Genomic DNA, 15,623 nt, shown 5'->3' with positions numbered 1-15,623 from the left:
AACCCTGCCGTGGTCACTGAAGAAAAAAAAGAAAGACACTATTATTTCGGCAAGTAGCGCGAATTCTAGTGTCTTTCGGCTTTTAGAGAATTATAAAAAAATTGAAATACATGCAAATAAAGCAAAAAATCAATCCGCACGTCCCAATAAACGCCCCAATGAATTTTAGTGGGGAGTTGACAGCGAAAATTGTCATAAAAGACGATTACGTTCGCGCAGATGGAACCAGTGCTTTATACCTTCAAATTTTTATAAGCGGAAAAAGAAAAAAGCTTCCTATACACCTATCAGTGCCGCCCATAGATTTCGACAAAAAGAAACAACGGGTCAAACCAAAGGCTAAATTCTCGAAGGATTACAATTTGATAATCGAAAAAGCAATGGCCGACATCAATACCATCGAAATATGCTACCGTTTGGCAGGTGAAGTGCTGACCATTGATAAGTTGATTCACGAATACGAAAATCCAACGGGAAAGATTGATTTTATTAAGTTCTGGGAATTGGAATTGGAACACCAAAAAGAAATAAAGGAATATTCAACCTATCAGCAGCAAATGTCAAGCTTTAGGAAAGTGAAAAAATACCAAGAATCAATTCTGTTTTATGAGATCACACCGGAATGGTTTGAAAAAATGATTGCGCATTTTAAAAATAAAGAGAAAAACCAGCCAAATACTTTGCAAACGTTGGCTAAAAATTTTAAGAAGTACTTGCATATCGCCAATAAAAAAGGAATTATAACGCCATTACATTATACAGATATTAAGACTCCCAGATGCTTAAGTAATAGAACTTTCCTTAGCGGTGCTGAAATACAAAAGCTAAATGAATATTATACTTCTGGATTTATAAACGAGAGCTTAAAAGCGATTTTAGGACGTTTTTTATTTTCGTGTTTTACGGGTTTGCGAATTTCTGACATCAAGGCGATTACCAAAGAAAATATAGTGGGCGATGTTTTGATATTTTTTGCAAAGAAAACAACCAAACTGCAACGGGTGCAACTGAACCAATCCGCCTTGTCATTTGTGAATGAAGAAACGATTTTCACGGGAACGTATTCTGAAGCGCACATTAATAGAGAATTGAAAGTGATTGCCAAAACGTGCGGAATCACCAAGCGCGTGACCTTTCACGTGGCCCGACATTCATTTGCAACAAATTTTCTTGTTTGTGGCGGTCGGGTGGAAGTATTGCAGAAACTACTGGGACATAGCAAAATAGAACAGACTATGGAATACGTTCACATTGTGGAAAGCATTTCTAACATACAAATCCACCACATGGACGAAATCCTAAATAAAAAAGCCACTGATTAAGTGGCTTTTTTATTAGAATGTAATACTGATCAGATTGAATTTTACTTCATAATTATTCTGATCTGTTTCCCTTAATTCTGTACTAGCAACTAAATATTCCTGATTATCTACAAAAATTCTTTTTAGCGATAAAATTTGGTTTAATTCTGTTTCCGTGAATGGTCCAGACATTTCCACTGCGGAGCCGTTTAATAAAAACTTAATGAATTTTCGCCAATACACTTCATAAATTCCTTTTAACCCTTGTATTTTTAATGTTTGCCCTAAATAATTCTCAGTCGTGTAAGGTTTGGTTATTGGATCGTAAATCATTAATCCAACACCGTTTTTTGTGTCTAAGGCTTCTGACAGTTCCGCTGTAGAGCTGGTTGGTACAAATTTAAATTTATTATCCAATCGTTCCACAAAATTAGAAGTCTGAGATCCGTAAGTTCCCACCCCTTCTTTGGTTACCCATAATGCCACATCCTCGCTATTTTCATATTTTAATAAAAAAGCGTCCAAAGGTGTTTGCTCATATCCCGTAAAAGCTAAAGATTTTTTTATAACCGATTTTTTCCCCGTTGAGATTGATTCTTCATTAAAATCAATAGTCATTTTCTTAGCTAAATCATCAATGTTTATTTCCACATTAAATAGGTTTTGCAAATTATTTAAGTAGGTCGCAAAAGTCCAGTCAGGGACATATCTGCCTAATTCAATGGTAGGGTGCATTTCGTAATAATCCGTTGTTTGAAGCTGAAATTCATCTTTTGAAATGACATTAACGGGCAGCGAATTTTGAGGCGTTCTATATCCGATGTTAATCAAAAAATTTACTTGATCAGGCGAGACAAGGAAGGTAGCCACGCCTGAAAATACCTTATCAGGAGTTGACTGGTAATAAGTATAATAAACACTTGAAATTACTTCATATGTATTCGGATTCATAAACTCGATGTTAAGCTCCTTAAATAACATTTGAGGGTTTGGACTTGTAAAATTAGTTTCGGCAAAATTATATTTAATTTCAACAATTCCCGTCGAGGGGATGGTGTACTGAAAAAGAGAGTAATAATATCCCCCACTTTCTGCCCTAGATACCAGGGCGGGCATTGCTATTGGCTCAAAAATACTTGTGTATTTTGACTTTGTTAAATTGTTTTTAGAGCCTAAAAAAAGTATCTTTTTTATAAAATCAGAGTTGACGAAATTACCACTGGACACGTATCCCTTTGATTCCAAGGCGTAAAACAATGGACTTAACAAGTACGGTTGTGCGCTTGGAACATTTCTGTTTTTAATAACTGAAAGCAAACCGATTTTTTCCGTATTTAAAATAAGTCCGTTAATATCATACTGGTTTATTTTATTACCATATAAAAACCATGTATCTCCTTCATCAAGGTTTTCCCCAAATTTACTTGTCCAGTTCATAGTAGGGAATTGCCAGCGAACTTCTGGAAAGGTTTTTGACAAAAATGGAATAGGATAACTTTTCCAGTAACCGCCACCGCTAATTGTCACGTCGGTAGTTTCCGTAAAAGGTACAGGATTTGTTTCGCCTGGAATAACGGAAACAATTGGCATAAACTCACTGATTTTCTTATTCATTATCGAAAGCAACGAGGAGGAAAACTTCAGGTTGCATTTTCTAAAACCGTTCAAATACGATAAAATTTGCAATTCACCGCTGTATTTCTTTCCGGCTTCAAAAACAACAACCTCAATCGTTTTTATCTTTTTTACCGAAGACAAATCACGGGTTCCCAATGCTTTTTTAGTATTGGTATTTTCGATTATCAAAAAAGGAATACTGGAATAGGAAACTTTGAAATCTCTACTCAAAGCGTTATTCTCTTTTTTTATCGAAAGTGTCTCTTTGACAAAATCGAGCTCAATGTTATTCGCTATTATTTTTATAAGACTCATACGTTTGCTATTTTCCCATTTTTTACAAATGAAAATTGTAAATCTGTGGCGTAACTGTGTTTTTTATCTCTGAATTCGAGTTCTTTTTTGGTTATTGTATTAATCTTGATCCATACGTTGTTCACTTTAAAGTAAACTTCATGCGAATTGATGATTTGGTTTACAATTCCACGTTCATCCGCCAATAAAGAGCCTGTGTTTATGGTGTAGGTTGCTTCTTCATTTATTTCAAAAATTACGGCCGTTCCATCGGCTTGATTGTAATCGTCAATTTTCAAACTATTTTCTATTTCTATTTCGCCATCAAAATATACGGGAAGGAAATAACCAAAATTATTTTTATAATAGATTTCTTTGACGGGGAAGTCTGGCAAGCGTAGCAATCTGTATCGTAAAGTAATCGTGGTCGTGCCACAGGTGATAGTTGTCTCGAAATAGATGGTATTGCTTGCCAAAGTAACTCCCGATAAGTCAAAGGAATATATATAGATTTTTTTGCCAGTGAATGCGGCAATTGTCTGCATGTTTAGTGTCACCCCAAAATTGCTTTTTGTGATCACCGTAACCGCTTCATTAGTAGCATTAGCAAAAAACGGAATAATCATTTTACCATCCGCAGGAATCAAAACGGCATCCGGTCTTTTACTTAATACTTGAATTTTGGTAGCATCGGTAAAAGTTACCGGAGTACGATTGTACATGATATAAAAAACAGGCAAATTTACTGTTTCAACCACTGCATCAGTAGTCAATAAGCGTTCTTGAATGGTAATGCTGACTTTCTTTTTCAGGTTGGTTTTTTCTACCAAACCATTTGAAGTGAATGCGGCAAAGGAAGTTTCGAAATAAGCGTTATATAATTTCACCAAATCTTTGACAGCGGTAAACGCATCTTTACGGGACCATCCTTGCTCGTCAAACAAATCATCATCAATATGAATTAACGCTCTAAAATAGTAGCCGTTGCCGTTTGTGGACGAAATGGAAATCTCTGTGTTATTAGCATCCAATAAAACCCGATTTAAAGCTGGCGAAGCGATTATTGTTATCATAAAGTATTAATTTCTATACGAATTTATGTGAATTTATGTGGTGACAATAGGACATAAAAAAACCGCCTGTTATAGCGGTTTTTATTATTACAAATTATATAAAAGCTTTTGCAATTGCAAATAACTGATCGTGACACACTGCCTGTCAATTGAAGCTTCTGCTTCGTCACTACACATATAATTGAGAAACATTTTTTGTAAATCGGATTTTAGTTCTTTAATCGATTCTGGGCTTAAAACTTCATTTTTTAATAATTCATTCGGTTCAACAGTAATCATTCCTTTATTCTTTTAGGTTAACTGCCAAAAATCAACTGATTTTTATTCTCTTATTTACGGTTTCCCATAAAAAAGAAAATCTTTACGGGAAACCGTAAAGATTTAACTTTCTTGGGAAGAAAAAACGGATTATTTACTAAAATCTAACTCCACTTGTGTATATTTAAAATCTAAACCCATTACCAATCACTTTTTTTACTTGGAATTTTATCACTCATAACAAATTCCTTTAAACTTGCTGTCAAACCATTAAACTCAGATGAAAACTTTTCAGGATATTTTTTAAATGTGGCTCTAATTGTCTCGTCCTTTCTGAAATAGTCCGACATTGAACCATTTAAAATATCAACTTCAACACCCGCACCATATTTTGAACCAGGATGATAATATCCTAATGCAGTAATATCAAACTTAAATTTTCCTTCTTTAAAGAAAATTTCAGTGGTATATTTTCCTGTAAATTCCATTGGCATCCCTAAAATATATTGAAGAATCAAACCACTAGAAGCACCATCAATTCTAATGTAATCATTTTCTATTTTTGCCTTTAAAACCTCATTAGGATTTTTATAAGTTACCAAAACCCAGTCAAGTGCTTTTTTATATAATTCTGCTTGTGTTTTTCCGGGGCAATCAATAACTACGAAATCGGTTAATCCATCTTTTGTAAATTTAAATTCCGTTTCCTGACCATAAGAAAAACTACAAACTAATACCAATAATAAAAAGATTTTTTTCATAACATACTTTTTTAAAGTTAAGGAACAAACCTACAAAAAACTATCCACTTATTATTCCATTTTGCGTTGATGCTGCACGTTCACTATTTAAGGTTTCAATTCCCTGCGCTTCGGCGTAGCCAATGACTGTTTTAGTAGGGATTGGATTTTCTAACCTAAATAAAAGAGCGCCAAGCATACTTTCCATTTTTGAAGTAGAATTATTTATATTAGTAAAGCCTCCAGTAGGAACAATGCCAGGCGAAGTTGCTCCGCCATCAACAAACTTCCTTGTTTTCCCTGTTCGTTCCTGCTCCAACCAAGCCAAAGTATTCGCATAACGTGGATTTGCAGTCATTACTTCTGGAATCACATATTCGTTTTTGTGGACAATTCCCGTCATTGGTCCGTATTCGTCATAACCTAATGCGGCATAATTTCCCGTATTACCACCATGAAAGAATTTAGCTCTTGCAGGTGCTTTTGCTGAGTTAATTTGAGAAATAGATCTAATTGTTGTCGCTACTGCACCCGCTATTTGTATCACCCTAGAAATTGAGGCTAATGGTTCTGGTAACACTGATTTAGTTGCTAATATTTCCGTCACTGCTAAACCGCCATTAATAGCTGCCATTGCACTTGCGGATGCTTTATTTTGTCCAAATATAGCAACAGTAGCATCTGCAACTTTACTTAATTCTTTAAGTGTAGCTGAAACTGAATTAATTTTAGATAAACGAGTATCTTCCTCTTTTTGCTTATCCAATGCAACAATAAAGCGGTTGGATTCCTCTTGTGTTATTTTATTGTCATCAAGCAGTTTTTTATAATCTGCTTTTTCTTTATCGTAGGCAAATTGTCTTTTTAAGGCTTCTTCTTCCGTTTTTGTTCCCGCCTCAGCAAGTGCCAACTCATTATCAAGTAGCAATTGTTCGGCTGCAAGTACTTTCTGCTCGTCAATGTATGTTTTTTTCAATACATCAGTAGCAACTTGAAAGCCTGTTTCCAGTTCTTGCTTTTTAGTTTCATAATCAAAATCAATGATTTGCTTCAAAGCCACTAATTCTTCATCTGATTTCGCATCGGCTTGCGCTTTTTCCACTTTTGCCAAACGTTCCTCCGCTAATGCTGTGAGTTGCTTGTCTTTTATGGCATCAAGGCGGGAGGTTTCCTCTGCAATCAGTTCCGGTGTAAGTGATTTTGTAGAATCAAGTTTACTTTTATTATTGGCAACAAAAAAATCCAGTTCTGATTTTGCGAGATCGCCTTTGGCTTTGGCTAATGCTAAAGCAGCATCCAGTGATTCCTTATTCTTTTTATCTTCAGCCACTTTTTCTTTGGCGGCCGCTTTTTCTTTGGCGTTAGCCACTTTATCCGCGCCTTTTTGTTCCGCAGTTGTAATTGCCGAAGTAGCATCTGTAATATCTTTAATCTTTTCAGTTGAAGCCGCTTTTGAATCTTTATTGATTTCCTTAAGCGACTCTCGAACAATCGCGCGTTGTTCCGCTAATTGTCCTGCTAATTTTTCTTTTTCTTCTTTGGCTTTTTTTAAAAAAGAAGATTCTCCCAATCCTAAATAAGCGGAATCCCCCGCGCGTTTTTTTATTTCTTCTTCATTGGCCAAATATTGTTTTTGCAATCTTTGGTACTCTACAAAAGCGGTTGTTTTTATGGAACCCGCAATTTCTTTATTAGATCCTGTACCTTGGAGGGAATTTAATCTTTGTGCAAAAACAACCTTTCCAGTTTGCGCGCCTTTCTCCATTGCTTTTCCTTTCAAGTCGTCCCATGAAGTATTCAAACGGATTAAATCATTCAACATGCTGGTCGCACCTTGCGCAAAAAACTTGAAGAATCCAGAAACAACCCCGTTTCCAGAACCAATAGAAAGAATCAAACTATCGTAAGTAGATTTCATTAATTCCGTTTGCCCGTTTACGGTGTCCATTTTGATAGCCGCTTGTTGTGCAGCCGTACCCATTTCGCCCATTTTGGAAGTAAGCTCTGCCAATCTATCCGTATGACCAATCACATTTATTGCAGCCGTGGCATTTTCTAAACCAAAAACTTTGACGATAGAAGCATTATCTTTCAATAAAGGTTTCAATGCTTCCATCTTTTCCTGTACCGGAATCGTTTTGTCTTTCAGGAATTCCATTGATATTCCAAGGCGTTCCATTTCGGCTCTTGCTTCTTTTGGCAAAGCATCAGGAGCAGAAAGTTTTAATAAAACATTTCGCAAAGCCGTTCCCGCTTCGGCACCTTTTAAACCGTTTTCTGCCAATAATTCAACCAAAGCTGTGCTTTCTTGAATACTTACATTTGAACTTCGGGCAACTGCACCAAATTTCAATAAAGCTTCTGTGACTTGCGGGATTTCTGCAGCTCCATATTTCGCACCATTTGCCAAAGCATCCACAAAAATTGCGGCTTGGTTTGCATCTGCCCCAAATTGGTTCATGGCATCCGTCAAAGCAGTTGCAGCAGCTGGCATTTCCATTCCTGCGGCTTGTGCCAAAGTAATTGTTGCAGCAGTAACAGCATTCAAAGCTTCGACATTATCAAGAAGTTCGGGCTTTGCGGAAGCAATTAATTTATAAGCTTCCAAAACTTCAATGGCACCGCCTTTGGTTGATTTACCAAGTTCGATTGCCTGTTCTTTTAAATATTGCAGATTGTCGCCCGTTGCTCCCGTAATTGCGGATAAATCAGCAACTCCTTGCTCGAAAGCATTAATCATCTTGAATGCATTACTAACGGCAGCCGCAAAAGTTCCAATCACTGCACCAATAGAAAATGCTGATAATAATCCCGTAGCTACTGGACCCAATAACTGCGACATTTTACCAAACAAAGAATTAGTTTGGTAAATTTCATTTTTAAAATCACTTTGTCTACTCTTCAATTCTCCCAGAGTTCCCTGTAATTTTCTTAAATCATCATCATAGGTAGCAGAGTTTTTATTCAAAGCTTTCATTTCGTAATTTGTCTTGGTAATCTCTCTAGTGATTCCCCCTAACGAATTGACAACTGCTTTGTCATTGATATAAATGGATAATTCTCTTGGGATTTCTTTTCTGGCTGCCATTATTTAAAGTTTATTTTTGCGGTTACTTCACTTAATCTTATTTCGGATATTTCATCCGCTAATTTTTCAAGGATATTGCTTGCGTTTAAGGCTTGCGTGATTACGCTGGTGGCTTTTAGTCTCATATTCACCCCGTTTTTCTTTACGCCTTCAAAACCGTGTTGTTGCTTGAAAATATAATGCGGAGCACGAATAGTGATGCGTTGCAAAAGGTTTTCCTTGAATACGGCTCTGGAACCCGCTTGCTTGATTGCTTCGCCTGTTCTAGATGAAGTGGTTTGCTGAATTGCGGAACGAATAGAATTGCGCAAACTAGCGGTTGTTCTTGTCGCTAATTGTTTTTCTAATTGGTATAAATCGACTGCACCTATCATGTTTTTTTAGCTAATTTATAACGAGTCAGACCGCTATTATAGGACAGAAAAAAACCGCCAATTACAGCGGTTTTGTGTGTTTTTTAGAATTGCCATTTATCAGGCTCAAAGCAAAGCGGTTCGTGGTTCTTGACGGTGTAGAGAATATTCCAACCGTACATATTATCGAACAACGGGCCTACTTTTTCCATCTTGAAAGAATTAGGATCAAACTTCCCATAAAGCCATGAATTGCGGTCATTACTCAACATCTTCAAATACCCCGCAATGTCTAGGCCTACATTTTCTAAGTTGTCCAAAACGGCTTCCTGATTATCATAAGAATCAGCCTTGCCCGTGAAATCTAATAATAGAAACGAGATTGCGCGGTTGTTGGTGGTATTAGTATTGTTAGAATTAGTAGACAAATCAGCGGAGTGGCTTTCGAGCAATAAAGCGGGAGTTTGCACGCCGCCACGAAATTGACCGTTGAGCTCATTCCAGTTGAAACGGTAAAATCCGTTTAGTTGCTTGTGAGCCACTTGAATTCCTTTGTGAAAATCAACTATTGGCTTATGTGTGATTGCTCTCATGCTTTTTGTTTGCTTGCTGTGGTTAAATCTTCTTCAAATTGTTCCAAAAATGCGTAAATATTCACCCGCTTGATTGTTTCTAGTTTTGACAAATCGCCTTTGGTCATGGCGAGAATTATTTTACCAAAGCCATAATTCTTTTTAGGTTTTGGGGTTCCCGGAATAGGAGTAGGAAACACTCTTGGAAACCGTTTTACCAGGTGATTTTTGCACCCGAAATAGGTTATTTCAATAGCCAAAAGTTTAGCAATTGGTACTTTCTTAAATAATAATGCGCTTTCGTGGAGTGCGTTCTTGTCGAATTCCTTTCTGATAGTGGTTTTGGTGTATAATATTGCCGCCAAATAGTGCAGATATTCTATGTTTTTAGTTTCTCGCCACTTAATATGCAAATCATCAGCCACTGAGAATTCATCAGCGGTTAGATTTGCCAAACGATCCTGACAAGCGTAAACCAGTTCACGGTTTACAGCAGTTTTCAGTTTTAAGAATTTGGCGAAAGCGGTACGGTCATTTTTGCTGTAAATAAAATCATAATTCTTTCGAATTTCCGACATTGGAATGTTCCAAAGTACAATTCTTATTTTTGCTTTTTCAATGAACTGAAACCACTTTAAATCCAAAAGAATATATAGGATCTTCAAATCGAAACGTGCGGAAGGCTTCATGGTGTGAAACAAAAAAGCGATGCGCTCCAGTTGGCTGTTTGACAATTCATTCCAAGATTTTGGAAGCGTTATTTTAATGGTTTTCGACATGCTTTTTTTGTTTGAAATTAAACCCACCAAATCTTTCCTTTGTATTTTAAAAATACGGCAACCAGCGAAACGGGTATTAATAACCAAAGCAAGTTCCACAGGCTCCACGCTTTGCGTTCCACTTTTATTCCTACAGCTGATTTTTTCATGTCAGTTTTAGTATCAGATTTTAAAACCGCTGACACTTCTGATTTATGGAATTCTTCGGAATTGCTGAAATTATCGGTTTTAATGTTGTTTTCCTGCTCAGTTTCCTTTATAAGAATTTCAGCATTATCCAATTTGTGTTTTTTGCCGTCTGGCGTGGTGACGCTCGCTTCTTTGGTTGGGTCTACTGGCTTGTATGACGTTTCCTTTGTCTTGGTTTTATTCTTGTCATCTATAGCCGTTTTTTCAGCTACCTTAACAGCTCCTTCTTCCTTTTTTTCAGTTGTCAAGGATTCCTTTATAACTGAATTTTCTACTTCTGAATTTCGTATTTTCTCTGCTTTTCGTGCTCCGCAGGAATTCATTGAGAACCCAAGTATTATTGCTATTACCCATAGTAAAATGTGGTTTAATTTTTTATTTTTCATACTATTGATTTTAAAAATTTATAATGATAATCACGGATCAGTATGGCTTTATCTTTTCCGTTTATAATTCTTCTTGCTCCCGTAGGGTCGTTAACCGTTTCGTTAAAATGCATTTTCAAACTTCTTCCGGTGTAAAGCCCCGTTGTCATCCCGTAGAAGGTCGCCCAAATGGACGGTTCCATCTGTAATAATAATTCAGGGTGATTCACAAAATCCCATCCTTTTTGATTTGCCTGTGTCAATCTGAGGTAAATATCACGCCACGTATTTTGCGTGTGACCCCGACCAAAGAAAATATGAAGTATATCAGTATAAAACTTCCCGCTGTACCATACCCTTTTTCCATATTTACGACCTTTTCCTTTGCCGTATTCTTCAATAGGCCGCATGGTTTTATTGGTTTCATGCCAAATAGTAGCTAAGATGTACGCTAACCATCGCCTATCCGTTAATTTTAGAAAATCCCACATATTGAATATCGCTTCTAACCCTATCACCTGTGAAGAGGATAGTTTCCCGAAATGTACATTGATAGCAGCGTACGTTTCTTTTTTATTTATCATACTACTCTTTTTTGTTTTGTTCCATCAAATACCATCTTCTAAGTACGAAACTACTCATAAGTAAAAAAGACACTATTTTCATCACTATATCAACTTCCGAAAAAGAAACTACCGAAAATCCAAAAAAAGCAGCCGAAGCTTTCAAATCAATTAAATACTCTTTCATAGATTTTATTTTTTACCAAATATTTTCAGAATCGTATCTGGAATAGCCGTTGGTTTAATCATAAACATTAACCCAACGAACAGAATAACTCCTTCTTGCGTACTCATTTCAAGTGTATTTGCGTAATATTTATAAACTTGAATAGAGATTAGCAATATTCCTACTAGGAGCCAAAACCAGTATTTTAAGGCTGTTTTAAAATTTTGTGACATAGTTTTATTTTTATTAATTCGAGTTTGTAAAAAAACTACTAGTTGGAGTTATTCTTATTGAGGTGTTATACAACCACTTCTCTCCCAGGTGAATTGTTTTACAGTTTTCTAAAGAGCATTTTCTATAGGAGTATTTTCTTTTTTTATCATAAATGGCCACGCCTTCAATAGTTGCTTTTATAACAATTGGATCTTTTGATTTTTTATTATCAAATATATGCCCGTCAATTTCGATAGTACCCTCTAGTTCTTTGACTAGTAAAATAAGCTTGGTGCCTTCTGGTAATTTTTCAAAAGTAATGTGCGATTGCCCGAATGACAAAATAGAAAAAAGAAAGGCTAGTATTAAAATGGTATTTTTCATAAAATGTGTATTAAAATGGTTACGGTTAAAATTGCGATTGCGGCTGATACTAAAAGACATTTCATTAGTTGTAGACTCTTATTTCTATGGATGAATTAACTATTTGTCCATCTATTCCACCCGCTGATGTGACGGTTGTTATATTGACAGTAGAATTAGATGAACGATTACCTCTAATCATAACTCCACCCGTTCCTGTAGGGCTTAATGTATCTTTTGTGCAAAAAACAACGGTTTTATTATCCGTAAAAAATACTCCACCACTTAAATTAATCGTATATGATCCAGCACTAGAATAACCAAAACTTATTGGTCCTAATGTGTTATCTAAAACTGTTGCAACAGGAGCAGTCGTTCCTGATTGAGTAAGTAAAGCAGTGTAAACTTTGTATCCCACTGTCAAAGACCCATCCCCTTTTACTAATTGTGTTGCCGTACCGCCTGTGGTTACGTGTGCTGTTGCCGTTACGCTTGAAGAGAAGGTAGCGTATGTTCCACTCAATGCACCTGTAACATTACCTCCAGTTAAAGGTAAATAAGCAGTAGAGTTATAAGCATTAGAACCTAACCCTAGCCAAGATTTGTACCCTTCAGAGCTAGCTATACCGAATCTGTTATTGGCGTTATCATACACCATTCCATAGGTAATATTACTTGAGGGTGTAAGAGCAGAGCCGTAATAAGCACCTCCATTCCATAAAGTGGAATTAGAAGCTGAGCCAGCACTATTTGCGTAGTTTACGGATTGAGAACCAATGTTACCAGAATCTACAATTGTTTTCCAACTACTCCAAGTTCCATTATACAATGTCTTGGTATATAATCCAGATGTACCTGGTTCTATATTCATTGCTAACATGGAACCGTAAGCACCATCACGTTTACTAAGAATTGTAGAGTATAATCCACTAGCTCCTAATGGAGCGTCTATCGTATTGTATATAAATTTTGACGAGGTAGTATTTATTGCTGTCAAACCATAGGAGGCTAAAAAAGTAGTTCCGTCATTTAACCACTGATTACTTAAGTTCGTAGCACTTGCAGCATTCCCTGATAATGCTCCTATAAATGTAGGCGCTGTAACTATTGAAGTAAATGCTGCTGTTCCTGTGTTTGAAAAACCAAGCCAATTATTACCTAATTGAAATGGCATATGAGCTGAAATAGCGTCATTGACTACTGACATTTGTGGAACTCCTGCCGCATCAATCATTCTGAAATTAGCGTTAACTCCTGTCTTTACATATAGAGGGTTAGTATTAGGAGTTGCACCTCCTGAACTAAAGTTACCATTAAACGTACCATTCCCAGTTACCCAAAGATTAGCAGTTTGAGCAGTAGCGTTTTGATTTTGAATGTAGTTTACAGACCCTGAGAATGGCGAATATAACCCACTATGGTTACCCCACCCAAAAGCTGTTTGGCCGTTTAAAATTCTGGAATCGTTACCCTCTGCAATTGTTCCTGCAATTGTCCCAAAGTTTTTATTGAATGCCGTGTTTTTTGCAAAAGCTGTTTCATAACTTCCAGAGACTTGTTTAGCATTTAATTGTGTTTGAATACTACTTGTAGCATCATTAAAGGTTTTTTGATTGGCAGTTTGAAACTTGCGTGTAGTAGTTTCGGTTATCTGGTCCGCATTATAATCACCTGTTTGAGCCGTAACCGCACCGTTACGTCCAAAAACAGTAGTCACCGCACTTGTGGGCGTGAGTAATTCTTGCCAATCCGATAAAACAGCTGGATTGGTTCCCTTTAAAATAAAGGTCTTGTTTAAATCAGTTCTAACCGCTACATCTCCCGTTTCGGCAATAACAGCGAGCATACTAGCTTGTGAAGCCGTGATGAAAGTGTCTGAAATAGTAATATCAGGAAGTTGTGATGAAATAAGTTTGCCATTACTTCCTAATCCTGCGTAGCCGCTAGCTACGTTCTTATTTGCTACATTTTCAGCAGTATATCCTAAGGCTGATTGTTTGGCGTTCCAAGCTGATTTCTCGGCATCTGTCACAAATCTATTGCTCACATCCTGAGTGATGATACTTGGCGGGTGATTCGTAGGGTGCGTGTAATTAGCCAAGGTTGCTAATCTGGAAATTTCAGTATCCGAAAGCAAGCTTTTCCCGGTTACTTTATCGACTTTGGCATCTAATGCCGTTTGCAATCCTGTTACTGTCGCTATTGCCTGAAAATCGGTATGATTTGTTCGAGATAATAAATAAGAATCGGCTTGGTTTGCGGTTGCGCTGGGGGCAATGCTATTAAGTTTCGATTTATCAGCAGGAGCTAATAACCCAGATACAGAAGTACTAACTAAAGGAATAAAAGCAGGAGTACCTGTACTGGAGAAAATAACGCCTCCATCAGGACTGGTGGTTCCTTCCAAATTAGTAGGCACATTAACTTGTGCTCCAGCTTCTATCCCGTCTAATTTAGTTTTATTTCCTGGTGACTGTAATCCTGCATTCGCGCCAGTCACTAAAGGCAGTACTGCATCGTTTCCAGTGCTAGAAAACACGGTGCCACCGGAGGGAGTAGCAATATAATCAAGATTAGTGGTTCCTTTTATTTGAGAAACTGGGAGGATTTTAAGAAACTTATCGGTTCCATTCCAAATAACTAGACTGTCATTCTTTGTCCCTAAAGCTGGAATGTTCATTTTATACTTACCCGCAGTTGTGGTAGTAGTGTTTACCTGCCCAAAAGCAAATGTGGAAATTAAGAGGAGTACTAAATACTTTTTCATTTGTGTTTTATTTAATTATACTTCGAATTCTATTCTTGGAATGTAATTTGTCCTAACGGATCTGTCACCGCCTGTCCATTCCGCTTTTTGCCAATAGGTGGTAGAGTCTTTGAATCCCTCGAAGTAATCCCCAGGTTCTTCTTCTAATGGATTGGAATTTCCTATACCCTTAGCAACCCATACTAATTCCAGATATGGAATAATGGTTCTTCCGGCTACTATCCCTGCAATGAGACCATAATAATACTGAGCAGCTGCAGCATAATCCATTGCTGATTGTGCTGAGTTTTCATCAACTGTAATATTTACAACAACAACTTCTTGTGGGTCTACATTTATAATTACTTCGCTCATCGTGTCCCTGTATTTTTTACAGTTATTTTTCCTTCTAAATGATATACGTTTGATGATGGCTTGGCCGTCAAAACATCATAATAGTAGCTTTCGCAGGTCAATAATTTTGTTTGCGATGCTGTCATTGAAACTTTCAGAAAATTCAAACCTATTCCTGATATCACCAACCCAGAACCAAGAGCTAATTCAATAATTGGCGGAGCTGACTTGCTATGTTTTACCTGAAGTATGATTGCGGAATATTGGGTTAAATCCAACGGAGTTCCCACAGGAACTTCAAATTTCAAGTCTCGAATAAAATCCTCGTTTTGTCTTACAATGAAATCATATTTCGCTATACTGTTTTTTGTAGAAACATACGAACTTAGTTCCGGCGTGACAGATATAGGACGGAACATGACAGAATCAGCGACTTCACGGCTGATGCAAGACAAAGTACCTGCCTCGGCTAGTTGCTTTATAAACTGACGCTCCAATTCATTTTCTCCAATGAGTTTGATGTCGTCGATGCCATTGGCTGTGGGTACTTTTATTACTTGCATTTATTTTAATTTTTATCAAAAATAGG

17 protein-coding genes are annotated in these 15,623 nt (G+C 36.9%); 1 reads left to right on the top strand and 16 read right to left on the bottom strand.

What is annotated here, in order from left to right; genetic code table 11:
* Window positions 1-110 precede the first annotated feature (110 nt).
* Window positions 111-1,322, top strand: a complete 1,212-nt coding sequence (locus ACM55G_RS14785; RefSeq protein ID WP_416844715.1) for a site-specific integrase — start codon at window positions 111-113, stop codon at window positions 1,320-1,322.
* A gap of 12 nt (window positions 1,323-1,334) precedes the next feature.
* On the opposite strand, the gene ACM55G_RS14780 is transcribed toward ACM55G_RS14785, so the two are convergent.
* The 16 genes from ACM55G_RS14780 to ACM55G_RS14705 form a co-directional block, all read right to left on the bottom strand.
* Window positions 1,335-3,233 (bottom strand): hypothetical protein, encoded by a 1,899-nt coding sequence (locus ACM55G_RS14780; protein WP_416844714.1) that lies wholly within the window; start codon window positions 3,231-3,233, stop codon window positions 1,335-1,337.
* Entirely contained in the window at window positions 3,230-4,285 is a 1,056-nt protein-coding gene (locus ACM55G_RS14775; RefSeq protein ID WP_416844713.1) for a hypothetical protein, read from the bottom strand. Before ACM55G_RS14775 ends, ACM55G_RS14780 begins: the two co-directional genes overlap by 4 nt.
* Window positions 4,286-4,372: 87 nt before the next feature.
* Complete coding sequence (locus ACM55G_RS14770; protein WP_416844712.1) at window positions 4,373-4,564, bottom strand: hypothetical protein; 192 nt, start codon at window positions 4,562-4,564, stop codon at window positions 4,373-4,375.
* A gap of 179 nt (window positions 4,565-4,743) precedes the next feature.
* Window positions 4,744-5,304 (bottom strand): DUF4468 domain-containing protein, encoded by a 561-nt coding sequence (locus ACM55G_RS14765; RefSeq protein ID WP_416844711.1) that lies wholly within the window; start codon window positions 5,302-5,304, stop codon window positions 4,744-4,746.
* A gap of 40 nt (window positions 5,305-5,344) precedes the next feature.
* Window positions 5,345-8,371, bottom strand: a complete 3,027-nt coding sequence (locus ACM55G_RS14760) for a phage tail tape measure protein (RefSeq protein ID WP_416844710.1) — start codon at window positions 8,369-8,371, stop codon at window positions 5,345-5,347.
* Window positions 8,371-8,745 (bottom strand): hypothetical protein, encoded by a 375-nt coding sequence (locus ACM55G_RS14755; RefSeq protein WP_416844709.1) that lies wholly within the window; start codon window positions 8,743-8,745, stop codon window positions 8,371-8,373. Before ACM55G_RS14755 ends, ACM55G_RS14760 begins: the two co-directional genes overlap by 1 nt.
* Window positions 8,746-8,828: 83 nt before the next feature.
* Window positions 8,829-9,317: a hypothetical protein gene (locus ACM55G_RS14750; RefSeq protein WP_416844708.1), complete on the bottom strand. Its 489-nt coding sequence runs from the start codon at window positions 9,315-9,317 to the stop codon at window positions 8,829-8,831.
* Complete coding sequence (locus ACM55G_RS14745) at window positions 9,314-10,075, bottom strand: hypothetical protein (protein WP_416844707.1); 762 nt, start codon at window positions 10,073-10,075, stop codon at window positions 9,314-9,316. The genes ACM55G_RS14750 and ACM55G_RS14745 overlap by 4 nt, the downstream gene beginning before the upstream one ends.
* 17 nt (window positions 10,076-10,092) lie before the next feature.
* Window positions 10,093-10,650 carry a hypothetical protein gene (locus tag ACM55G_RS14740; protein WP_416844706.1) on the bottom strand — a complete coding sequence of 186 codons (558 nt, stop codon included), beginning with the start codon at window positions 10,648-10,650 and terminating at the stop codon, window positions 10,093-10,095.
* Window positions 10,647-11,213: a hypothetical protein gene (locus ACM55G_RS14735; RefSeq protein WP_416844705.1), complete on the bottom strand. Its 567-nt coding sequence runs from the start codon at window positions 11,211-11,213 to the stop codon at window positions 10,647-10,649. Before ACM55G_RS14735 ends, ACM55G_RS14740 begins: the two co-directional genes overlap by 4 nt.
* A 1-nt stretch (window position 11,214) precedes the next feature.
* Window positions 11,215-11,379, bottom strand: coding sequence for a hypothetical protein (locus ACM55G_RS14730; RefSeq protein ID WP_416844704.1), 165 nt, complete (start codon window positions 11,377-11,379; stop codon window positions 11,215-11,217).
* A 5-nt stretch (window positions 11,380-11,384) separates the two neighbouring features.
* Complete coding sequence (locus ACM55G_RS14725) at window positions 11,385-11,591, bottom strand: hypothetical protein (protein WP_416844703.1); 207 nt, start codon at window positions 11,589-11,591, stop codon at window positions 11,385-11,387.
* A gap of 13 nt (window positions 11,592-11,604) precedes the next feature.
* Window positions 11,605-11,955: a hypothetical protein gene (locus ACM55G_RS14720; protein ID WP_416844702.1), complete on the bottom strand. Its 351-nt coding sequence runs from the start codon at window positions 11,953-11,955 to the stop codon at window positions 11,605-11,607.
* A 64-nt stretch (window positions 11,956-12,019) separates the two neighbouring features.
* Entirely contained in the window at window positions 12,020-14,701 is a 2,682-nt protein-coding gene (locus tag ACM55G_RS14715; RefSeq protein ID WP_416844701.1) for a hypothetical protein, read from the bottom strand.
* Between the two features lie 15 nt (window positions 14,702-14,716).
* Window positions 14,717-15,055 (bottom strand): hypothetical protein, encoded by a 339-nt coding sequence (locus tag ACM55G_RS14710; RefSeq protein WP_416844700.1) that lies wholly within the window; start codon window positions 15,053-15,055, stop codon window positions 14,717-14,719.
* The gene (locus tag ACM55G_RS14705; RefSeq protein WP_416844699.1) at window positions 15,052-15,597 is read right to left on the bottom strand and encodes a hypothetical protein; all 546 of its coding nucleotides are present in this window, start codon (window positions 15,595-15,597) and stop codon (window positions 15,052-15,054) included. The genes ACM55G_RS14710 and ACM55G_RS14705 overlap by 4 nt, the downstream gene beginning before the upstream one ends.
* Between the last annotated feature and the right edge of the window lie 26 nt (window positions 15,598-15,623).

Source organism: Flavobacterium algoriphilum, assembly GCF_048158655.1.
GTDB classification, from domain to species: domain Bacteria; phylum Bacteroidota; class Bacteroidia; order Flavobacteriales; family Flavobacteriaceae; genus Flavobacterium; species Flavobacterium algoriphilum.
The sequence above is the reverse complement of the archived record's forward strand: the minus strand, read 5'-3'. Positions and strand labels throughout refer to the sequence as shown.